The organism is Alteromonas australica (genome assembly GCF_000730385.1).
GTDB lineage: Bacteria > Pseudomonadota > Gammaproteobacteria > Enterobacterales > Alteromonadaceae > Alteromonas > Alteromonas australica.
In genome coordinates, this window is the sequence record NZ_CP008849.1 from 1,626,957 (window position 1) to 1,649,042 (window position 22,086).

15 protein-coding genes are annotated in these 22,086 nt (G+C 45.2%); 13 read left to right on the forward strand and 2 right to left on the reverse strand.

Features of this window, described 5'->3' with window-relative positions; genetic code table 11:
• The first annotated feature begins 237 nt into the window (after positions 1–237).
• The 5 genes from grpE to EP13_RS07235 all read left to right on the forward strand — a co-directional run bounded on the left by grpE (position 238) and on the right by EP13_RS07235 (position 7,885).
• On the forward strand, positions 238–867 hold the full coding sequence (grpE, locus tag EP13_RS07215) for a nucleotide exchange factor GrpE (protein ID WP_044056711.1): 630 nt from the start codon (positions 238–240) through the stop codon (positions 865–867).
• Positions 868–986: 119 nt separating this feature from the next.
• Positions 987–2,915, forward strand: coding sequence for a molecular chaperone DnaK (gene dnaK, locus EP13_RS07220; protein WP_044056712.1), 1,929 nt, complete (start codon positions 987–989; stop codon positions 2,913–2,915).
• Positions 2,916–3,118: 203 nt separating this feature from the next.
• A complete protein-coding gene (gene dnaJ, locus EP13_RS07225) occupies positions 3,119–4,252 on the forward strand; it encodes a molecular chaperone DnaJ (protein ID WP_044056713.1) in 1,134 nt (377 codons plus the stop codon).
• A 153-nt stretch (positions 4,253–4,405) separates the two neighbouring features.
• Positions 4,406–4,891 carry a c-type cytochrome gene (locus EP13_RS07230; RefSeq protein WP_044058816.1) on the forward strand — a complete coding sequence of 162 codons (486 nt, stop codon included), beginning with the start codon at positions 4,406–4,408 and terminating at the stop codon, positions 4,889–4,891.
• A 348-nt stretch (positions 4,892–5,239) separates the two neighbouring features.
• The gene (locus EP13_RS07235; RefSeq protein WP_044056714.1) at positions 5,240–7,885 is read left to right on the forward strand and encodes a GGDEF domain-containing phosphodiesterase; all 2,646 of its coding nucleotides are present in this window, start codon (positions 5,240–5,242) and stop codon (positions 7,883–7,885) included.
• 36 nt (positions 7,886–7,921) lie between these two features.
• On the opposite strand, the gene EP13_RS07240 is transcribed toward EP13_RS07235, so the two are convergent.
• The gene (locus tag EP13_RS07240; RefSeq protein ID WP_044056715.1) at positions 7,922–8,602 is read right to left on the reverse strand and encodes a cytochrome b/b6 domain-containing protein; all 681 of its coding nucleotides are present in this window, start codon (positions 8,600–8,602) and stop codon (positions 7,922–7,924) included.
• Positions 8,603–8,809: 207 nt separating this feature from the next.
• On the opposite strand from EP13_RS07240, the gene dapB reads away from it, so the two are divergent.
• From dapB to EP13_RS07270, 6 genes are all read left to right on the forward strand, one after another.
• Positions 8,810–9,622: a 4-hydroxy-tetrahydrodipicolinate reductase gene (gene dapB, locus EP13_RS07245; protein ID WP_044056716.1), complete on the forward strand. Its 813-nt coding sequence runs from the start codon at positions 8,810–8,812 to the stop codon at positions 9,620–9,622.
• Between the two features lie 354 nt (positions 9,623–9,976).
• The gene (carA, locus tag EP13_RS07250; RefSeq protein ID WP_044056717.1) at positions 9,977–11,107 is read left to right on the forward strand and encodes a glutamine-hydrolyzing carbamoyl-phosphate synthase small subunit; all 1,131 of its coding nucleotides are present in this window, start codon (positions 9,977–9,979) and stop codon (positions 11,105–11,107) included.
• Positions 11,108–11,120: 13 nt separating this feature from the next.
• Positions 11,121–14,342 carry a carbamoyl-phosphate synthase large subunit gene (gene carB, locus EP13_RS07255; protein WP_044056718.1) on the forward strand — a complete coding sequence of 1,074 codons (3,222 nt, stop codon included), beginning with the start codon at positions 11,121–11,123 and terminating at the stop codon, positions 14,340–14,342.
• Between the two features lie 117 nt (positions 14,343–14,459).
• Positions 14,460–14,936 (forward strand): transcription elongation factor GreA, encoded by a 477-nt coding sequence (gene greA / locus EP13_RS07260; protein WP_044056719.1) that lies wholly within the window; start codon positions 14,460–14,462, stop codon positions 14,934–14,936.
• Between the two features lie 309 nt (positions 14,937–15,245).
• The gene (locus tag EP13_RS19070; RefSeq protein WP_081869468.1) at positions 15,246–17,234 is read left to right on the forward strand and encodes a methyl-accepting chemotaxis protein; all 1,989 of its coding nucleotides are present in this window, start codon (positions 15,246–15,248) and stop codon (positions 17,232–17,234) included.
• A 98-nt stretch (positions 17,235–17,332) separates the two neighbouring features.
• Positions 17,333–17,875, forward strand: a complete 543-nt coding sequence (locus EP13_RS07270) for an NUDIX hydrolase (protein ID WP_044056720.1) — start codon at positions 17,333–17,335, stop codon at positions 17,873–17,875.
• Between the two features lie 66 nt (positions 17,876–17,941).
• Here EP13_RS07270 and EP13_RS07275 read toward each other — a convergent pair whose 3' ends face one another.
• Complete coding sequence (locus EP13_RS07275) at positions 17,942–18,388, reverse strand: Hsp20 family protein (protein ID WP_044056721.1); 447 nt, start codon at positions 18,386–18,388, stop codon at positions 17,942–17,944.
• Positions 18,389–18,736: 348 nt separating this feature from the next.
• Between EP13_RS07275 and EP13_RS07280 the strand changes: the two genes are divergently transcribed.
• Entirely contained in the window at positions 18,737–19,918 is a 1,182-nt protein-coding gene (locus EP13_RS07280) for an acetate kinase (protein WP_044056722.1), read from the forward strand.
• A 16-nt stretch (positions 19,919–19,934) separates the two neighbouring features.
• Entirely contained in the window at positions 19,935–22,073 is a 2,139-nt protein-coding gene (gene pta, locus EP13_RS07285; protein WP_044056723.1) for a phosphate acetyltransferase, read from the forward strand.
• The last annotated feature ends 13 nt before the right edge of the window (positions 22,074–22,086 follow it).

The following is a 22,086-nucleotide window of genomic DNA, read 5'->3' on the forward strand; positions in this document are numbered from 1 at the left end:
GTTGGCTACAAGGCGGCGAAAATACACTTAACTTTTTATTTACATTTAGTGGCATCGTACCGCTCATTTTCATTTCATTCCATCTAATTGCCATTTTTTTCCCCTTCATCCACAAAAATTATGTGGATACCCTTGAACACCCTAAAACTAGCCCCATAAATAACCGCAACAGATATACAGCCAATGACGAAGCGTCATTGCGCATTGCCCAAATTAAGAAAAACGTTGGAGGTAGGCATGAGCGAAAATCGCGACGTGCAGGCAGAACAAGAGAGTGCAGCAGACGAAACCGTGCAGGCAACGGAAGATGCACAGGTTGAAGTTGAAGTGGCAGAGGGTGAGCAAGCGCCGCTGGATGAAAATGCACAGCGCATTTACGAGTTGGAAACAGCACTATCTGAAGCGCAAGCCACCATTAAAGAGCAGCAAGAAGGTGTACTTCGTGCACGTGCCGATGCTGAAAATGCGCGCCGCCGTGCAGATGGTGAAGTAGAAAAAGCGCGTAAGTTTGCGCTAGAACGCTTTGCTGGCGAATTACTTCCGGTCATCGACAACCTCGAACGTGCAATTGAAATGACCGACAGTGAAGACGAAGCGGTTAAGCCGTTACTAGAAGGTGTGGAAATGACCCACAAAACTTTCTTAAGCACTATTGAGAAATTTGGATTAAGCCTTATTGATCCACAGGGTGAAACCTTTAACCCTGACCTGCATCAGGCAATGTCTATGCAAGAAAGTGCAGATCACGCGCCAAACACAGTGATGGCCGTCATGCAAAAAGGTTATCAAATTAATGGCCGTTTGTTGCGCCCAGCCATGGTAATGGTATCTCGCGCACCAAGTGGTGGTGTCGACACCCAAGCCTAATTAGGTAAAGCGGGTAAAACGATACAAAATTGTCAGTTTTTTTACTGGCAACTATTGAAAAGAACGGGGAATAACCCCACTAAAAGTACAGAATTAAGAAACTTTTTCGGAGACACAAAATGGGTAGAATCATTGGTATCGATTTAGGTACAACGAATTCATGTGTCGCAGTTCTAGACGGCGACAAACCTCGCGTAATTGAAAACGCGGAAGGCGATCGTACAACGCCTTCAATTATTGCATATACAAACGACGGTGAAACATTAGTAGGTCAGTCTGCAAAGCGTCAAGCAGTTACTAACCCTGAAAACACATTATTCGCAATCAAGCGTTTAATTGGTCGTCGTTTCCAAGACAAAGAAGTACAACGCGACATCGACATCATGCCTTTCAAAATTGTAGGGGCTGACAACGGTGATGCATGGGTAGAAGCGAAAGGCGAGAAAATGGCGCCACCGCAAATTTCTGCCGAAGTACTTAAGAAAATGAAGAAAACCGCTGAAGACTACCTTGGCGAAGAAGTGACTGGCGCAGTTATCACTGTTCCTGCTTACTTTAACGATTCTCAGCGTCAAGCAACGAAAGACGCGGGTCGTATCGCAGGTCTTGAAGTTAAGCGTATCATCAACGAGCCGACTGCAGCTGCTCTTGCCTACGGCATGGACAAAAAGCAAGGCGATAACGTTGTAGCGGTATACGACTTAGGTGGTGGTACCTTCGATATCTCTATCATCGAAATTGATGAAGTAGACGGTGAACACACCTTTGAAGTACTGGCGACTAACGGTGATACTCACCTTGGTGGTGAAGATTTCGATAACCGTGTTATCAACTACCTTGTTGAAGAATTCAAGAAAGACCAAGGCATCGACCTTCGTAAAGATCCGCTTGCTATGCAGCGTCTTAAAGAAGCCGGTGAAAAAGCGAAAATTGAACTTTCTTCTTCACAACAGACAGAAGTTAACCTGCCTTACATCACGGCCGATGCAACAGGTCCTAAGCACTTAGCGATTAAGCTAACGCGTGCAAAACTTGAGTCTTTGGTTGAAGACTTAGTGAAAAACTCGCTTAACCCACTTAAGCAAGCGCTAGCTGATTCAGACCTATCTGTAGGCGACATCAACGACATCATCCTTGTGGGTGGTCAAACACGTATGCCGCTAGTACAGAAGTATGTCACTGAATTCTTTGGCAAAGAGCCACGTAAAGACGTTAACCCTGATGAAGCGGTCGCCGTAGGTGCAGCTATTCAAGGTGGTGTACTTTCTGGTGACGTTAAAGACGTACTACTGCTAGACGTTACGCCTCTGTCTCTAGGTATCGAGACAATGGGTGGTGTAATGACTGCGCTTATCGAGAAAAACACGACGATTCCAACGAAGAAGTCGCAAACATTCTCTACAGCGGAAGACAACCAGTCTGCGGTAACCGTACACGTACTACAAGGCGAGCGTAAGCAGTCAAGCGGCAACAAGTCTCTTGGTCAGTTTAACCTTGAAGGTATTCGTCCAGCAGCACGCGGTGTTCCGCAAATCGAAGTCACCTTCGACCTAGATGCTGATGGTATTCTACATGTGTCTGCAAAAGATAAAGACACAGGTAAAGAGCAGAAGATCACTATTAAAGCGTCTTCAGGCTTAAGCGATGAAGAAGTTGAAAAAATGGTCGCCGACGCCGAAGCGAACAAGGAAGCGGATGCGAAGTTTGAAGAGCTAATTCAAGCACGTAACCAAGCTGACGGCATGATCCACGCTACACGTAAGCAGCTTGAAGAAGTTGGCGATGCACTAAGTGCAGAAGATAAAGCGCCAATTGAAGAAGCCCTTACTGCGCTAGAAACAGCGTCTAAAGGCGAAGACAAAGCAGAAATCGAAGCGAAAACGCAAGAACTTATTCAAGCGTCTAGCAAGTTGATGGAAGCGGCGCAAGCACAACAAGGTGCTGCCGCTGGTGGTGCAGAAGGTGCCGAGCAGCAAGCTTCTGGTCAAGCGAACGATGACGTTGTTGACGCTGAGTTTGAAGAAGTGAAAGACGACGATAAAAAGTAAGCTGTTGCGATACGCCCGCTGACACAGAGCTGGTGGGCTGATTTAGCAGTTGAGGCGCAGCAGGAATTTCTTGTTGCGCCTTTGTTGTGTTAGTGTCGAGGGAAGCATGAATGCAATCCTTGTAAGGACTCACAACTCACAGATGTAGATTCGAGAGTGCCAATTATAGGGGCTGTCGACAAAAAGTAGGATAAGTAAACGATATGTCGAAACGTGACTACTACGAAGTACTAGGGGTAGATAAAAGCGCTGGTGAACGCGAAATTAAAAAGGCGTACAAAAAACTAGCGATGAAATACCACCCTGACCGTACACAGGGCGATAAAGGGCTGGAAGACAAATTCAAAGAAATCCAAGAAGCCTACGAAATACTATCAGACTCGCAAAAACGTGCGGCGTACGACCAATATGGTCACGCAGGCGTCGATCCTAATCGTGGTGGCGCAGGCTTCGGTGGTGGTGCCGATTTCGGAGATATTTTCGGCGATGTATTTGGCGATATTTTTGGTGGCGGCGGTCGCGGTGGCCGACAATCTCGTGCGCGACAAGGGTCAGACCTTCGTTATAACCTAGAGCTTTCTCTAGAAGAAGCCGTTCGCGGTAAGAGCGTTGATATCCGTGTACCCACATTAGTTGAGTGTGACGTGTGCGATGGCTCGGGTGCGAAGAAAGGCTCTTCACCAAAAACATGCCCAACCTGTCATGGTAACGGCCAAGTACAAATGCGCCAAGGTTTCTTTGCGGTGCAACAAACCTGCCCTACGTGTTCTGGCAAAGGTAAGATTATTGAAGATCCTTGCAACAGCTGTCATGGGCATGGTCGTAAAGAAAAAACCAAAACCCTTAACGTTAAAATCCCCGCAGGTGTTGATACAGGCGATAGAATTCGTTTGTCGGGCGAAGGGGAAGCTGGAGAAAATGGGGCACCGGCAGGTGACTTGTACGTACAAGTGCATGTGCGCGAACATGATATTTTCCAACGCGATGGCAATAACTTGTATTGCGAAGTGCCGTTAGGTTTTACCACAGCTGCACTGGGTGGCGAATTAGAAGTCCCCACTTTAGATGGCAAAGTTAAATTGAAGATAAGCCCAGAAACCCAAACTGGACGTATGTTCCGGTTACGTGGTAAGGGCGTAAAATCAGTTCGCAGTGGAGCCATTGGCGACCTAATGTGTAAGGTCGTGGTAGAAACCCCGGTTAATCTATCTTCACGGCAAAAAGAATTGCTACAGGAACTGGAAGAGTCCATGGGTAAAGCTTCAAGCAAGCACAGCCCAAAGGCACAAGGTTTCTTTGATGGCGTCAAAAAGTTCTTCGACGACCTCACTAATTAAAATTGCCAGCCAATTTTATATAAAGCCCTCATTTTGAGGGCTTTTTTATTCCTTTAATCTTTGTTTATCTTAACTTTAGCGTAATAAACCTTGCCAATATTATGGCGATTGTTCAGGATAGAGATGACCGTTTTAATTTTTACAGGAATAGGCATGAACACAGTAAAGAAATCATTGGCTGTATTTTTATCTTTAGGGGCTTTAGCGTCATCGGCAGCAGTGGCAGCTGAAGTGACAGAAGCATCATCGGCTAAGCATGCTAAGGCGGCCACACAGTATCGCCAAGCAATATTCCAGCTTGTAAAGAGCAACATGGGGCCACTTGGTGGCATGGCGAAAGGCGCATTGCCTTATGACGAAAGTGTGATGAAAACCAATGCGGTTCGCTTAGAGCAACTCGCTGATATGATGACAGACTACTTGTCGGTAGATACACGTAGTTTCGACGTTGAAACCGGTGCAAAAGATGCCATTTGGGAAAACTTCTCAGACGTTGCAAGTAAAGCCGATGCATTGAAAACCGCATCACTGGGGTTGCAGGCTGCCGTTGAAACCGGCGATGAAAGTGCCTACCGTGCGGCAATTGGCAAAATTGGTGCAAGCTGTAAATCTTGTCACGACGATTATAAGAAAGACTAAGCTTTATCAATGAGGAGTATAGCCTTACGTACTCCTCACGTATCCCTCTTTTATCCCGTCTTTTATCCCCTGTGGACAATATTTCTAAAATCGTAGCGTTTTGATATTGATACAATTTAGAAACTTCTTGCGAATAAAACGCATTTCTGCTGGAAAAGTGTACAAAAATTCTCTATTGTTGGCGAAATAATGTTCATTTGAATCGTTTGTCTGTGTTCCTAATCTGACTTTCTCAAAGTCCCAAACGATCTTTTTATTTTCGCTTTATTTTTGTCATGCGGTTCATCATGGAAGCCCGTTAGCGGTGGATTATCGTATACCAGAAGAGAAGAGGTGGAGTGGCTCCTTATGCAGTTTAACGATGGAATGTTTGCTTATGTGAGAAACAGTACACATTCCGACCTAATAGAGCACCTTAACGAAGGCAGAGTTAACAGCGGTGCCAGTTGTGTCATCTTCGTGTCTCAGCACCATAAAGAAAATAAAGTCAGTGTGGTATGTTGTGATAGTAAGAACACCGTATCAGAAGAAACGGTAATCAGTTTACCAAAGCATGCACACGTGCTTTTGTCTTTAACTACACTCAGTGCGCCGATAAGTGCGAATGAGTTTAGTCTGCCAGCCACACTTGGTGACTACAGCGCCCATTACGTCGTCATGGGGGCAGTATGCGATATTCACGGCAACCGCATTGGTGCGCTACTGCTGATTCATCCCAATTTATCGTTAACTAATGAGCAGCAAAGCTTCGCTGATATCACACGTCAGAAAATTGAGCTGCGTTTGCAATATCAATTACTTCAGCACCCTTTCACCGATAAACTCCAAGAGAAAGTTGCTTTACTGAATGAAATTGGCCGAATTTCCCATACCGGCGGTTGGGAGTTTGATGTTGCGCAACGTGAAATAACCTGGACCCACGAAACTTACTGCCTGTTTGGTATGACGCCAGGTAGACAAGTCACGTTAGATCGAGCACTAGGCAACTTTACAGAAAAGAGCCGTAAGCATATTAGGGCGGCTATCCTTGAAGTACTTAGAAAAGGCAACGCATTTACGCTGGAGGCCGAGTTTATCAATGGGGAAGGGCATAAAAGATGGTTGAAAATGACCGGCAAGGCTCAGTGTATCGCGAGTAAAAAGCGCCCCAAGGTGTATCGCATTTTTGGTTCTGCACAAGATATCACCGAAACCAAGCGCCTGTCTGACACGCAACACAATTACACCCAATACCTCTCTACCATCCTGAATAACTTAGGGCACGCACTGCTTACCCTCGATGAAGAAGGAACGGTAATAACGGCCAACAATTTGGTTAGGCAGGTATTTGGTTACGACCCTGACGAAATGATAGGGCAAGAGATATTTATTCTCATGGATAAAAATGAAAGTGGTCAGCTAAGCAGTTATGCCAAAGGATATAGTCAGCAACAGTCGGCGGCAAAAGAAATTAAGGATGTTAGAGATTTTCTCGCCCAAAGCAGCTGTATGAAGGGCGAAAGCATGGCAAAAGCACTGGTCATGAAACGAAAAAATGGCGGCAACTTTTGTGCAGATGTTATTTTTTCAACATTTTTCCTTGATAATCAAAGGCGCACTGTGGCCTTGTGCCGTGATATGACGGAACAAAATTTCCAGTTAGAACAGCTTAAAGATGCCGCCTATCTGGATAGAGTGACCAAGTTACCCAACTTACACGCGTTCGATACTACGCTAAAGCGTACTATTAGAGAATGCAAAGCTACCCTAGGCTACTTGTTTTGTTTGCGAATTAATATTGTTAATTTAGATCAGTACCGACAAGCCTTTGGTGGAGCTACCACCGATTACATTACTCGTATTATTGCGGCTAGATTAGAGCGTAGTTTTTCCGGCACATACACGGTTTACAGCGAAAGCAGAGACAGTTACCTAGTGATGTACGAGGCGCCATTGCAGGACGGAGAAAATGGCGCCAGCGCGCTAATTAACGAAGTAGAGTGGAAATTGGTTAACGATGTGTTTGGTCATATTACCTTGCACAATAGCCCTCACTATCTGCAAGCTAACGTGAATACCTGTTGGCTGGAAGGAAAAAATCTATGTTTTGAAAAAGTGAAACATATGATTTTTCAAACGCCTCCTGAAGGCAGCTTACAAAACACCCACGAGAGAGTGCGGTTATACCAAGGCTCTACGGCGCGCTATGAACGCTATCAATATATCAAGCAATCCTTACTTCGCTCGGTAGAGAACAAAGAGCTTTTCATCGTGTTACAGCCTCAATACGGTGATGCGGGAAATATCATTGGTGCTGAAGCGTTGTTACGTTGGCAACATCCACAGTTAGGGCTTATCAGCCCTGGTGAGTTTATTCCCATTGCTGAAGAAAGTGACATTATTGTCGAAATTGGCCAATGGGTGATGAATGAAACCTGCAAGTTGCTATGCGATTGCCAAGAGGTGGGTATTCAAACACGATTAGCGATTAATGTTAGCGCTAAACACATTGCCCGTGCTGATTTTAGTGAAAGTTTGTTGTCCATTGTCGACCGTTGGAAAGTTCCCCCTGGCAGTATTACCTTAGAATTAACTGAGGGTACGCTTATTCACAGCTTTGGATTAGTAAGAAAGCGAATTAGAGAACTCGCCCTGAAAGGCTTCGTTTTTTCTATCGACGATTTTGGTCGTGGTAATTCCAATTTAAGCTATTTGAAAGAGTTACCCATTAAAGAGTTAAAAGTGGATCGTCATTTTATAGATGAAGTGAACCTTGACGGCAGTAAAAGCCTCCTGATAAACAGTATTTGTGACATGGCGAAAATATTCGACCTGCGAGCCGTTGCTGAAGGCATTGAGAATACTCACCAACTTAGGTACGCAAAAGATTGTGGTTGTACGGGCTTTCAAGGCTACTTCCTCGATAAACCAATGCGTGTACACGTTTGGCGTGAAAAGCTACTTTCTGAAAAAGCCCACACTGGCGACACTGCGTCGGCAGAAAGTCCGCATTAGACAGCCCGAATAGCGGGCTGTTAATGCAGCCGACTGTTAAAAGTACTCTTCTATTTCTGGTTCAGGGGGGAGCACGTCAATTGCATAGTAAAGCGCAGCTGCACTTAATACAGCAACAATAAGCGCTAAAACCAATTTAGACGATTTTATGGCTGGTGAATGTGTGTCTTTTTTACCATGCAGCATGGCAGGTACGAGTTTTTGCTTCTTGTAAACGGCATAAAAAAGGATAGCCGCTATATGCAACGCAATGACCCATATTAAGATATCAAAAGCCAGGTGATGTAACGTGTTCATGACATCTAGCGTGCTGTCGTCGGCCATTGCCCGATACGGGCCATCTAAAAATATGTCGTCAGTCATAAATAGCCCACTTATCGCTTGAATAATTAATAGGGTAAGCATGACAATGACAAACCACCCCCCTAGAGGGTTATGGCCTGCCACACTTGGGCTATTTTTATCAAAGAGCGTACGTAAATACGCTATGACCTGTTTTGGACCGGTAACAAACTGAGAAAAGCGCGCATATTCAGGGCCAATAATTCCCCAGATTATGCGAAACACAAGTAAGCCCAGTGTGAAGTAGCCAATATAAAAGTGCCATTGAGTCGCATTATCCATCCATTCAGCGGTCGCATATTGTGCCACAATACTGAGCACTAATAGCCAGTGAAATAAACGGGTAGGGATGTCCCAAATGAGTTGTCTTTGCATGGCAGTCAATCCAATTAAAAAGAGTTAAAGCGCTTTTTTCTATGCTAGCGCAAATGACGACTGAAAGACGAGAGAACCAGTAAATATTTACGCCAAAGCCCCCGTTTAAAAGTTTATTTGCGATTTTTCGCTGTTCGCATTGCAATAGTGCAAGCATTTGGCAAAATGCCACCTAGGTATAGCTATTGAAATGAAAAGTTTAACGAGATGAAGGTAGGGTTGTTTGGCGCCAATGGGCGCATGGGAAGAGTGCTAATTGATGCACTGGATCAAAATGAAAACACCGTGTTGAGTGTGGCTACGGTGCGCGATGATTCACCTTGGGTTGGTATGAATGTAGGAGAACTCGCAGGTATTGGTAAAAAAGACGTGAATTGCAGTGCTATCTCATCGTTATCTGAAAATGATGCGGATGTGATGATTGACTTTACGTTACCGGTAACGCTGGAAAGCAACCTGAAGTGGTGCGTAGACACCAAAACCCCCGTTGTTATTGGTACCACAGGGTTGAGTGAAACACAGCTTGGTCTATTAGATGCTGCAGCTCAGCATATTCCTATTGTGTTTGCCGCTAATTATAGCGTGGGCGTTAACCTGATGCTTTCGCTTGTCCGTCAAGCAGCAAGCGTGCTCGGACATTCCGCTGACATTGAAATTACCGAGGCGCATCATCGCTTTAAACAAGACGCCCCTTCAGGCACCGCCATGGCAATAGGTGAAGCGATTGCCGATGAATTAGGGCGTGATTTAAAAACCTGTGCTGTGTATGGTCGCGAAGGTAAAGAACCGGAGCGAGATCAGGGCACCATTGGTTTTGCCACTGTACGCGCCGGCGATATTGTAGGTGAGCATACTGCGTTATTCGCGGATATTGGCGAACGACTCGAAATTACCCATAAAGCGTCTAGCCGCTTAACCTTCGCTAAAGGAGCGGTGCATGCTGCTCAATGGTTGCACGGCAAGACGCCTGGCCTATACTCCATGGTAGACGTGCTCAATTTAAAATTAAACGTATCCTAAAAGGGCGACGTTTAATCGTAAATTGGAAGGGAATAGAGAAACCTTCGAGGCTCTAAATAGTGCTAAATTTGTACGATAAGCTGTATTTTCGAAGCTTCTGAGCAAAATTGCTGATATAAGCGTTATTTTGCATGTTTAACGCAAATAAATTAGACATTTTCGATGAGTCATGTATACTCGCCGGAATTTGCCAGAATTTCGTATTTTGAAGCCAAGAAATTGGCTGAAGAGTGCGGTTTTATTAGCTGCAAAGATCGTAAAACGGGATGTATTGTTTTCATTACCTCCCGTTTTTTGTGGGGTTTGTGCAAATAAGTGCGCAAACACATAGTTATCCTTAATCTGGAGGTTGACTTGGCTAATTCTGCCCTTTTGGTGTTAGAGGATGGTTCTGTCTTTAAAGGTACGGCGATTGGTGCGCAAGGCACGGCCGTTGGTGAAGTTGTTTTTAATACTTCAATGACCGGCTATCAAGAAATCATCACCGACCCATCCTACGCTGAACAAATCATCACCCTTACATATCCTCACATTGGCAACACTGGTACTAACGAAGAAGACGTTGAAGCAGATAAAATCTGGTCGAAAGGTCTTATCATTCGTGACTTACCTCTTGTTGCGAGTAACTTTAGACAACAGCAGACACTGTCTGAATACCTTAAAGAAAAAGGTGTTGTGGGAATCGCTGATATTGATACCCGCCGCTTAACGCGTATTTTACGTGACAAGGGTGCGCAAAACGGCTGTATTATTTGCACCGACGAGCTAGACGAAGCCAAAGCATTAGAACAAGCAAAAGCCTACCCGGGCCTCAAAGGCATGGACTTGGCAAAAGTTGTTAGTATTTCTGAGTCAAAAACCTGGACTGAGGGCAGTTGGAAACTTGGCGAAGGCTACGTCACTCCTGCAGAAGCCAAATACCATGTGGTCGCCTACGACTACGGTGTGAAAAGCAATATACTTCGCATGTTAGCCGACAGAGGGTGTAAAATTACCCTAGTGCCAGCACAAACGCCCGCTGAAGACGTGCTTGCCATGAATCCAGATGGTGTTTTCCTTTCAAATGGTCCAGGCGACCCAGAGCCATGTGACTATGCTATCACAGCGATTAAAACCATCGTAGAAACAGGTACGCCAGTCTTTGGTATCTGTTTAGGGCATCAGTTACTCGCTTTAGCGAGTGGTGCAACCACAGTGAAGATGAAGTTTGGTCATCACGGTGCAAACCACCCAGTTAAAGACCTTAAGCGTAATGTAGTTATGATCACCAGCCAAAACCACGGTTTTGCTGTAGACGAATCTAGCTTGCCAGATAACCTAGAAGTAACTCACATTTCGTTGTTCGACAAGTCGTTGCAAGGTATACATCGCACCGACAAGCCTGCGTTTAGTTTTCAGGGCCACCCTGAAGCCAGTCCAGGTCCTCATGAAGCGGCGCCATTATTCGACCACTTCATTGAACTTATTGAACAACACAAGCAGTAGGAATTAGCCCGCTATGCCAAAACGTACCGACATAAAAAGTATTCTTATCATTGGTGCTGGCCCTATTGTTATCGGCCAGGCTTGTGAATTCGATTATTCAGGCGCTCAAGCGTGTAAAGCCCTTCGAGAGGAAGGCTACCGTGTTATTTTGGTTAACTCTAACCCAGCAACCATTATGACTGACCCTGAAATGGCAGATGCAACTTACATCGAGCCAATTCATTGGGAAGTGGTACGCAAAATTATTGAGAAGGAGCGTCCAGACGCTATTCTTCCCACCATGGGCGGACAAACTGCACTTAACTGTGCCCTTGACCTAGACAAACATGGTGTACTTGACGAATTTGGTTGTGAGCTTATCGGTGCAACGGCAGATGCTATCGACAAAGCGGAAAACCGAGAGCGATTCGACCAGGCAATGAAAAACATTGGCCTTGAGTGTCCGCGAGCAGAGATTGCTCATAGCATGGACGAAGCGCATGATGTCCTTAGCCGCATTGGTTTTCCTTGTATCATTCGCCCATCGTTTACCATGGGTGGCACCGGCGGCGGTATCGCGTACAACATCGAAGAATTTAACGAAATTTGTACTCGAGGTTTAGATCTTTCACCTACTAACGAACTTCTTATTGATGAATCGTTGTTGGGTTGGAAAGAGTATGAAATGGAAGTGGTTCGCGACAGAGCCGATAACTGCATCATTGTGTGTACCATTGAAAACTTCGACCCTATGGGAGTGCATACTGGCGATTCGATCACAGTGGCACCAGCACAAACCCTGACCGACAAAGAATTTCAAATTATGCGTAATGCGGCGATGGCTGTACTACGTGAAATTGGTGTTGAAACCGGGGGCTCTAACGTACAGTTTGGTGTAGATCCTAAAACTGGCCGTATGGTTATCATTGAAATGAACCCTCGGGTGTCTCGTTCATCTGCACTGGCTTCAAAAGCAACCGGTTTCCCAATTGCTAAAGTCGCAGCCAAACTAGCTATTGGCTATACCCTTGATGAACTTGCTAATGACATTACAGGTGGCCTAACGCCGGCGTCTTTTGAACCGTCGATAGACTATGTTGTAACGAAAATTCCACGCTTTAACTTCGAGAAGTTTGCGGGCGCTAACGACCGCCTAACCACTCAGATGAAGTCGGTGGGCGAAGTGATGGCCATTGGTCGTAACCAGCAAGAATCACTACAAAAAGCGCTTCGTGGCTTGGAAGTTGGTGCAAACGGGCTAAATTCCATGGTGGATTTAGACGACCCGGAAGCCCGTAACAAGGTGATTTACGAACTGCGTGAGCCAGGTGCTGAGCGCATTTGGTATATTGGCGATGCATTTCGTATGGGCATGAGTGTTGAGGAGGTGTTTAACCTCACGAATATTGACCCTTGGTACCTGGTTCAGTTAGAAGACTTAGTCTTGCTAGAGAAAAAGGTTGCTGAAACGGGCTTGGCAGGTATTGATGAAACCTTTATGCGTCAGCTTAAGCGTAAGGGCTTTTCTGATTCTCGCTTAGCTGAGTTGACCAAAGTTGCGGAAAATGATGTACGTGAAACCCGCCGAGGTTTTGGTATTTCACCGGTTTATAAGCGTGTGGATACCTGTGCGGCAGAGTTTTCTACCAGTACCGCTTACATGTATTCAACCTACGATGAAGAATGTGAAGCTGCGCCTACGGACAAAGACAAAATTATGGTTTTGGGCGGCGGTCCAAACCGTATTGGTCAAGGTATCGAGTTCGATTACTGCTGTGTGCACGCAGCGCTGTCTATGCGTGAGGACGGTTATGAAACAATCATGGTTAACTGTAACCCTGAAACGGTTTCTACCGACTATGACACCTCTGATCGCTTGTACTTCGAGCCAGTTACCCTTGAAGATGTCCTTGAGATTGTTGAAAAGGAAAAGCCGAAGGGCGTCATCGTGCAGTATGGTGGCCAAACCCCACTAAAACTCGCCCGTGCGTTAGAAGCCGCCGGCGTACCCATTATGGGCACATCTCCAGAGGCCATTGACCGCGCGGAAGACCGTGAGCGCTTCCAGCAAATGGTGAACAAGCTTAATCTTAAGCAGCCTGCGAATGCGACAGTTACCAACGTCGAGCAAGCCCTAGCCATGGCTGAAGAGATTGGATTCCCTCTGGTTGTGCGCCCAAGTTACGTTCTTGGTGGTCGCGCAATGGAAATTGTTTACGACATTAAAGACCTTAAGCGTTACCTGAATGAAGCGGTGAAAGTGTCTAATGACGCCCCTGTTTTGTTAGACCGTTTCTTGGATGACGCAATTGAAGTTGATATCGATGCCATCTGCGACGGCAAAGAGGTGGTGATTGGCGGTATCATGGAACACATTGAACAAGCAGGTGTTCACTCAGGTGACTCGGCATGCTCATTACCACCACATTCACTGTCTAAAGATATTCAAGATGTTATGCGCGAGCAAGTACGTGCCATGGCACTCGAACTTGGGGTGGTGGGTTTGATGAATACCCAGTTTGCGATTAAAGACGGCGAAGTCTACCTCATCGAGGTAAACCCGCGTGCAGCGCGTACTGTGCCTTTCGTATCGAAAGCGACAGGTGTTCCACTCGCCAAAGTTGCAGCACGTGCCATGGCTGGTGTGACACTGGCTGAACAGGGTGTTACTGAAGAAATTATCCCTCCTTTCTACTCGGTAAAAGAAGTTGTACTTCCTTTTGCTAAGTTCCAAGGTGTCGATCCACTATTGGGCCCAGAGATGCGCTCTACAGGTGAAGTAATGGGCGTGGGTGATACTTTCGAGGAAGCGTATGCGAAAGCTAACTTAGGTGCAGGCGCACCGTTACCCAAGGCAGGAAAGGCTCTCATCTCTGTACGTGATACAGACAAGAGTAAAATCCTTGGTTTGGCGAAGGCGCTAACCGAAGCTGGCTTTAGTATTGAAGCTACCCGCGGAACGGCAGCGACACTTCATGAAGCCGGCATTGAAAGCACGGTAGTGAATAAGCTGTCTGAAGGCCGCCCAAACATTGTTGATGCTATCAAAAATGGTGAATATGCCTATTTGATTAACACCACAGAAGGTCGACAAGCCATTACGGATTCTGTCTATATTCGTCGCGAAGCACTTGTGAATAAGGTGACTTATACCACTACAATGAATGCGGCATTTGCCACTATTCGTGCGAAATCTGCCGATGACCGTAATAAAGTCGCGTCTGTACAAGAGCTTCACGCAAGACTCGAACACTAATGACATAACAAGGGATACGCGGTATCCTATTTATATGACATTTATGTGAATGAATAAAAGTGCGCCAGAAGGCGCACTTTTCTGTTTAAAATTAACTAGCTAGACGAGACTGTATTCATGAGTCAGTATCCAATGACAGCGCGTGGCGCTCAAATGCTGCGTGACGAACTAAATGAGCTTAAAACTAAAACACGCCCACGGATTATCGAGGCTATTGCCGAAGCCCGTGAGCATGGCGATTTAAAAGAAAATGCTGAGTATCACGCTGCGCGTGAACAACAAAGCTTTTGTGAAGGTCGTATCCAAGATATCGAAGGAAAGCTTTCTAACGCCCAAATTATCGATGTCACAAAAATGGAAAATACAGGTAAAGTCATTTTTGGTACTACCGTAACCATTTTAAATGTAGATACTGATGAAGAAACGACGTATCGCATTGTGGGTGATGACGAAGCAGATATTAAAAATAACCTTATTTCGGTTAACTCTCCTATCGCTCGAGGTTTAATAGGTAAAGAACTTGATGACATGGTGACTATTCAAACGCCCGCTGGCACTGTTGAAGTCGAAATCATAGAAGTTGAATACGTCTGACAAACCGTATGCCAGTGGCTCAGGCCACTGGTTTCACTCAGTCTTCTCGGCACCCCTTGTGCCCGTCATAGCTTCATTTCTCATTCATTGTTAAGTCCCTCTTTATCTCCAAAAATATCTGTGCAACGCCCTGCAATGTCGACAAACCTTAAACTAATTGATAGATGTGAAATACACCGATAATAGGCTACTTTTTGATAGTGTATGTGTTATTTAGCAATAACCTGATGCGTTTCCCGTATTGCCAACATGGTGTTGATTAAATGACATAACCCGTTACCCCTATCTACAAAGAGGCTGTCATTCGTTATGGCGTTGAAAAAACTTTCGGTGTTACAGCTTACCATTTTAGGTACAGCCTGCTTGTTCATATCAATTATGTTCCTCGCTTACAAAGACATAAGCGCCTCTAGAGACGTTTTATCTTCTGCTAATCGAGACATTAAACTAGTGACAATTATTACGGCTGTAGAGCGAGTGGCTCATCATCATGCTGTTGAACGGGGATTAACGGCAGGTTTTTTAGGTAATCCAAGTGACGCATCTAGAAACAAAGTGATAAGTCAGAGAAAGAAAGCCGACGCAGCGGTTGAAAAAGTCAACAGCATAATGGACTCAGACTGGTCGGAGTCACCGTCGATTAGCGTCATTCTTTCACCGGTATTGGCGCTATTAAACGAAAAGGCTGAAGTGAGAAAGCAAGTAGACGAGGCGAATGGGAAGCACGCCTTTACCTATTACAGTAACCTGAATAAACGCGCGTTAAATGCCACCAACGCACTGACCATGCTAGTCAATGCCCCGGATGCTAAACGGGCATTGTCGCAAGCCTTGCTATTTGCACAAGCCAAAGAAAAAATGGGGCAGCGTCGAGGCAAAGTGAACGCCGTATTAGCCGCAAGACGTATCTCTAATCCGGTTAGCCAGCAGATAGCGGCTTATACGAACGAAACCCAGTACATAGAAGAAAAACTGCTGCTGAATTTAGACGGCGACCCATTAATGAGGTTTAAGGCGTTGATGAACAGTGGCACAAGCCAACAAATTACACAAATAGTCAACGATGTCACCTCCGATAACCCTGACTTCTCTACACTGCCCACGAATACAGAGTGGTTCGCCATGGCCACAGAGCAAATCGGTGGAATTGCAGGCCTGCTAAGTGAGCGGTTTGATTACGTGGTCAATAATGTTAACGCGAAAGCAAACCGCGCGAACACAAACCTAGTGGTAACATTCGTAGCCATTGTGCTACTCACGCTTTTTATTTTTGTCATATATCGCACTTTGCACGGCATCATTACGCAACAGTTAAATAAGTTGGTGGCAAACCTAGATAAAATAGCCAAGGAGGGTGATCTCACCATCGATTTATCAATGAGCACCAAGAACGAACTGGGTGAAATATCTCGTTCAGTTAATGCCACCATTCTCGCATTGCGAGATCTTGTCCGTGGGTTAGGCCAATCCATTTTGACGAGTACGCGACTCTCTAATCAATTAGAAGACTCCAGTGGCGAAATGCTCGAAGATGCTGGGAAAACCCAACAGCTTACGGCAAATATTGCTTCAGCCATTGAGCAAGTCGCGGCAACCAGTCGAGAAATTGCTAAAGCAGCGGTAGATACGTTAAGTGCCAGTAAGCAGTTAGACGGATTAGCTGAACAGTCGCTAATGGCGAATGACAAAATTCGTCATAGTATGGAAGTATTATCTAATGATATTAAAGGTGTACAACAAAATGCCGCCGACATGGAGCAGCAAGTGACAGAAATTGGTTCTATTCTGGATACCATTAACTCGCTTTCCGATCAGACTAATTTATTGGCGCTAAACGCAGCTATTGAAGCAGCCCGTGCAGGTGAGCATGGCAGAGGTTTTGCTGTGGTTGCCGATGAAGTAAGGAAGCTTGCGCAAAGTAGTCGTGCTTCCTCTGATAAAATCTCTAGTTTGCTGTCTAATTTAAAAGATGCCAGTGTGATAGTCGTTGCTGATATCAATAAAAACGTGGCCTCTATCACCAATTCTATGGAAGTGACCAACGAAGGGCGCTCCACCGCGGAAAAAGTAAAGGAAGCTGCCACCAATGTAGAAGGTATGGCTAACACGATGTCATCTTCCGCAGAACAACAATCTGCAACCACTTTAGAGATAGCACAAGATGTGGTAAATGTTGAAGAAGCGGCCCGACATGAAGTCAACATTGCCACACATTTATCTGAATTATCTGGCGAAATGAAGGAGAATAACCTTCTGCTTCAACGCACAATAGACGGATTTAAAGTGGACAACGAATAGGGGCAACGTGTTATTAACTGAATTATGTTGCCTTTACGCATTGTTTATACGGTTTTGCGTCTTTACACTGGTCTTATTTAAACGTGAAGAGTAAAGCAATGAAAAAGGACATTGAAACATTAGCGTCTCGCACCGTTTACAAGAATAAATGGCTAACCGTTAGAGAAGATAAAATAGTCAGAGAGAGCGGCAAAGAAGGCATTTACGGCGTGGTGGAAAAGCCTGATTTTGCCATTATCTTACCGGTACACAAGGATACCATTTATCTTGTTGAACAATATCGCTATACCATAGGCTCTCGCCAACTCGAATTACCTCAAGGGGCTTGGGAAGACAACCCAAAAGCCGATCCCTGTGAATTAGCGAAAGGTGAGCTTAAGGAAGAAACGGGAATGCTTGCCGATGAAATGATCTATGTGGGGTTTCAATATCTCGCCTATGGTTTTTGTAATCAGGGCTACCATATTTATTTGGCAAAAGGTCTGACCCAAGGTAAGCAATCGCTAGATGTTGAAGAGGAAGATTTAAAAATCGTACCCATGCCTCTACAAAAATTTCATGAAAAAGTGGTCGGCGGTGAAATAAAAGATGCGTCAACCTGCAACGCTTATGGGCTAGCGAAGCTGAAAGGTTTACTCTAATCAATCGGGAAAGATAAAAAACGGCGCCATAAGGCGCCGTCAAAAACCAGGGAACATGAAGATCAATTAGTTGTTTTCAAGCAACCTTGAACCAATTTCAATTTGTCTTGGTTTCTTCGCTTCTGGAATGACACGCTCCATATCGATGTGTAATAAGCCATTTTCCATGTCGGCCGCAAGTACTTTTACATGGTCGCCCAACTGGAACTTACGTTCGAAGTTACGCTCTGAAATACCTTTATGTAAAAACTTACGTTCAGTGGCTTCCTTATCTTCAGTGGCCTTTTTACCCGTAATCGTTAACGTATTTTCCTGAACTTCTATGGTGACATCCTCTTTGCTGAAACCAGCAACGGCCATAGTGACACGATATTTATCATCGTCTAGAAGTTCGATGTTATACGGAGGGTAAGTGCTTTGTTTTTCAGCACGAGACGCAGCATCAATTAATGAAGCTAGGTGGTCTGAACCAATAAATGAACGGTAAAGTGGAGATAGATCGATAGTACGCATAGTCATATCCTCAATATAAAGCAATATGTTTAAAAAAATTGTGCCCCGATACTTCGGCGGCATTTCTGTCGACCTGACCTTTCAGCGCCGACAATTCATATATAGGGTGAGGAAATGGCTTTTCAAGAAAAAATAGCAAAAAAAAATTAAAATTTTTTTGTCATCGTTATTTTTCGTTCAGTGAAAGGAGTAATTATTAACCCGGTTGTTGAGAATTACTTTCATTTAAGATGTTGTTTTCATGATATTTAAGCTACAATTAAAACTATTGTTTACTAAGTGAAAATGCCCAAAATTGTTACACTTATCCGTGTTTGTATTGTTAACTTCATACCTTAAAGTGATCGAATGAAAAGAGACGTCGTTGTTTTAAATTGTGGGAGCTCATCGGTTAAATTTGCCATCATAGATGCAGATACCGGTGAAGCAGGATTATCAGGGATAGCGGAAAGTTTAGGAAATAGCGATGCTAGTCTCACTTTCAAACATAATGGCAGTAAAAATAAAGTGCAATTGTCGCCTAATGCCGGCCATACGGAAGCACTGAATGCGATTCAAACGGTGATTACCGATACTGGGGTCGCGCCCATTGCAGTTGGACATCGCGTCGTTCACGGTGGTGAGCGTTTCAAGCAAGCCGCATTGGTGGACGACAGTGTACTCGCTGACGTTGAAAAGTACGCCAGTATGGCACCTTTGCATAATATGGCGAATTTAAAAGGTATTACAACGGCGCAAGAAGCCTACCCAGATTTGCCTCATGTGGTGGTTTTTGATACCTCCTTTTTTCAAAAGATGCCTGAAAAGGCGTATCTTTATGCGCTTCCGAAAGCGTTGTATCGCGATCACGGCATTCGACGCTATGGCTTCCACGGCACCAGTCACAAGTTTATTTTAGACAGTACGGCTGCGCTGCTAGATAAACCAGTGGCACAAACCAGTATTATTAGTGCTCATTTGGGTAATGGTTGCAGTGTGACAGCCATAGAGCAGGGGATTGCCGTTGATACCAGCCTTGGTTTTACTCCGTTAGAAGGGCTCATTATGGGGACCCGAAGCGGTGATTTAGACCCAAGCCTACCCGGAACCCTGCAAAATAAACTGGGCAAAACGGCAGATGAAATTAATGATTTGCTGAACAAGTCGTCGGGTTTGTTAGGCATTTCGGAGTTAAGCAACGATTGTCGAACATTAGAAGATGCTGCACTTGAAGGGCATGAGGGGGCGAAATTAGCCATTGAAATGTTCTGTTATAGGCTAGCCAAATATATTAGCGGGTACATGATTGCGGTGCCATCACTAGACGCCATCGTATTTACTGGCGGCATTGGGGAAAACTCGTCCCTTATTCGTGAGACCACTATGGGTTATTTTTCTCATTTAGGTGTAGATATTGATACCGACAGAAATCTACAGGCGCGGTTTGGTAAAGGCGGCGATATCGCGTCTGATTCATCCAATAAGCGTGTTTTTGTCGTACCCACTAACGAAGAGTGGGTGATTGCTGCTGAAGCCGCAACCTTCGCCTAATTTACCAGGAGTTTATATGTCACGCAGAATTATGTTAATTCCAGTAGGTACCAGTGTGGGTCTTACTACGGTTAGCATGGGGTTAGTTCGCGCTTTAGAAGAACAAGCCATCAAGATAAATTTTTTCAAGCCACTAGCCCAACCACGAAGAGGTGATAATGGTGAAGAGCGCTCTACAACCATCATTAGTCACCACTGCAGTGTAAAGCCAATAAAGCCATTTGAATTAGGCTATGTGGAACAGATGATCAGTAGCGACAATACTGATGAATTGCTTGAAGAGATTATTGAGCGATTCGAACAGCATCAGCAAAGTGACGCGGTCACGGTGATTGAAGGGCTAGTGACCACTCGCCACCACCCTTATGCAGAGCGATTGAACTTAGAAATTAGTCGTGCGCTAGACGCCGATATCGTATTTGTGTGCGTACCAGGCAATGAAAACCCCGTGGATATTAACCATCGTCTTGAAATTGTGGTGGACACTTATGGCGGCCACAAAAGTAAGAAAGTGGTAGGCTGCATTTTCAATAAAGTGAATGCACCATTAGATGAGCATGGAAGGCTTCGCGCTGATATTGGTGCAATAGACGCGCCTGAGCACGATGAAGAAAGATGCGAAGCGCTTCGTTCATTGCCTATTTTCTCTAAAGGTTTAGCCTTTTTGGGCAGTGTTGATTGGAATGCTGATTTAGTGTCGCCTCGCGCAATTGATGTGGCGAAACACCTCGACGCTCAGTTAATAAACGAAGGGGATATTGCCTCTCGCCGTCTAAGCAGTGTGACGTTTTGTGCGAGAGAAATTCACAATATGACACATGCGCTTAAGCCCGGGGCGCTACTGGTACTGTCGGGAGATAGAAGCGATGTGTTCGTTTCTTGTTGCTTAGCGGCGCTCAATGGCACCAAATTAGGCGCACTATTGCTTACCGGCGGTTATAGTATTGATGAGAATATTCAAAAACTCTGTAACCAAGCTATGGAAACCGGGTTACCAGTGATGTCAGTGAATACTAATACCTGGCAAACTGCACAAGGCTTGCATGCGTTTAATCAAGAAGTCCCTGTTGATGATAGCTTACGTATCGAAAAAGTCATGGTGCACACCGCAGAAAGTTTAGACGCTAGCTGGGTTACCTCGCTAACAGAAAAAGTGTCTCGTCAGAAAAAGCTTTCTCCTTCTGCCTTTCGTTTTTATCTCACGAATCGTGCTCGACAAGTGAATAAGCGCATTGTTTTACCCGAGGGTAATGAACCAAGAACAGTGGTAGCTGCTGCGATATGTGCAAAGCGTGGTTTGGCACGGCCAGTACTTTTAGGTGAAGAAGCCGAAATTCAAAGGGTGGCAGCACAACAAGGTGTTTCCCTGAGTGAAGGGGTGGAAATTCTCTCACCTTCAGCTATTCGCGGGCAGTACGTGGAAGGCTTGGTCGCGCTAAGAGGTCACAAAGGCGTTACCGATGTGGTTGCTAATGAACTGCTGCAAGACAATGTCACCTTAGGCACAATGATGCTTCAACACGACGATGTCGATGGATTAGTCAGCGGTGCGGTCAACACCACTGCGAATACGATTCGCCCCGCTTTGCAGCTTATCAAAACCGCTGAAAATGCGTCGCTAGTGTCTTCAGTGTTTTTTATGTTATTACCAGACCAAGTTCTGGTTTACGGCGACTGCGCCATCAACCCCGATCCTAATGCACAGCAGTTGGCTGATATTGCAATACAATCTGCTACATCGGCAGAGATGTTCGGCATCGAGCCACGGGTGGCCATGATCAGTTACAGTACTGGCGACTCAGGTGCAGGCTCTGACGTAGAAAAGGTAAGAGAAGCCACTAAAATTGCACAGTCGCTACGCCCTGATTTACTTATTGACGGGCCGCTTCAGTATGACGCTGCTGCCATTGAAAGTGTGGGGCGCAGTAAAGCGCCAAATAGCCCCGTGGCGGGCAAGGCCAATGTGTTTGTATTCCCAGACCTAAATACGGGTAACACCACGTATAAGGCTGTTCAGCGAAGCTTTGATCTTGTTTGCATAGGGCCCATGCTACAAGGTATGAGAAAGCCGGTTAATGACCTAAGCCGTGGCGCTTTAGTTGATGATATCGTCTTTACCATTGCACTTACGGCTATTCAAGCGGCGGGCGCGTAATACAAAGAGAGTG

Excerpts from the sequence above, each read along its gene's own strand:
- EP13_RS07275 (WP_044056721.1), bottom strand. The coding sequence starts at position 18,388 with ATGCGTACTATCGATCTATCTCCACTTTACCGTTCATTTATTGGTTCA.
- dnaK (WP_044056712.1), top strand. The coding sequence starts at position 987 with ATGGGTAGAATCATTGGTATCGATTTAGGTACAACGAATTCATGTGTC.
- pta (WP_044056723.1), top strand. The coding sequence starts at position 19,935 with ATGTCACGCAGAATTATGTTAATTCCAGTAGGTACCAGTGTGGGTCTT.
- EP13_RS07230 (WP_044058816.1), top strand. The coding sequence starts at position 4,406 with ATGAACACAGTAAAGAAATCATTGGCTGTATTTTTATCTTTAGGGGCT.
- EP13_RS07235 (WP_044056714.1), top strand. The coding sequence starts at position 5,240 with ATGCAGTTTAACGATGGAATGTTTGCTTATGTGAGAAACAGTACACAT.
- EP13_RS07280 (WP_044056722.1), top strand. The coding sequence starts at position 18,737 with ATGAAAAGAGACGTCGTTGTTTTAAATTGTGGGAGCTCATCGGTTAAA.
- dnaJ (WP_044056713.1), top strand. The coding sequence starts at position 3,119 with ATGTCGAAACGTGACTACTACGAAGTACTAGGGGTAGATAAAAGCGCT.
- greA (WP_044056719.1), top strand. The coding sequence starts at position 14,460 with ATGAGTCAGTATCCAATGACAGCGCGTGGCGCTCAAATGCTGCGTGAC.
- EP13_RS07270 (WP_044056720.1), top strand. The coding sequence starts at position 17,333 with ATGAAAAAGGACATTGAAACATTAGCGTCTCGCACCGTTTACAAGAAT.
- grpE (WP_044056711.1), top strand. The coding sequence starts at position 238 with ATGAGCGAAAATCGCGACGTGCAGGCAGAACAAGAGAGTGCAGCAGAC.
- EP13_RS07240 (WP_044056715.1), bottom strand. The coding sequence starts at position 8,602 with ATGCAAAGACAACTCATTTGGGACATCCCTACCCGTTTATTTCACTGG.
- carB (WP_044056718.1), top strand. The coding sequence starts at position 11,121 with ATGCCAAAACGTACCGACATAAAAAGTATTCTTATCATTGGTGCTGGC.
- EP13_RS19070 (WP_081869468.1), top strand. The coding sequence starts at position 15,246 with ATGGCGTTGAAAAAACTTTCGGTGTTACAGCTTACCATTTTAGGTACA.
- dapB (WP_044056716.1), top strand. The coding sequence starts at position 8,810 with ATGAAGGTAGGGTTGTTTGGCGCCAATGGGCGCATGGGAAGAGTGCTA.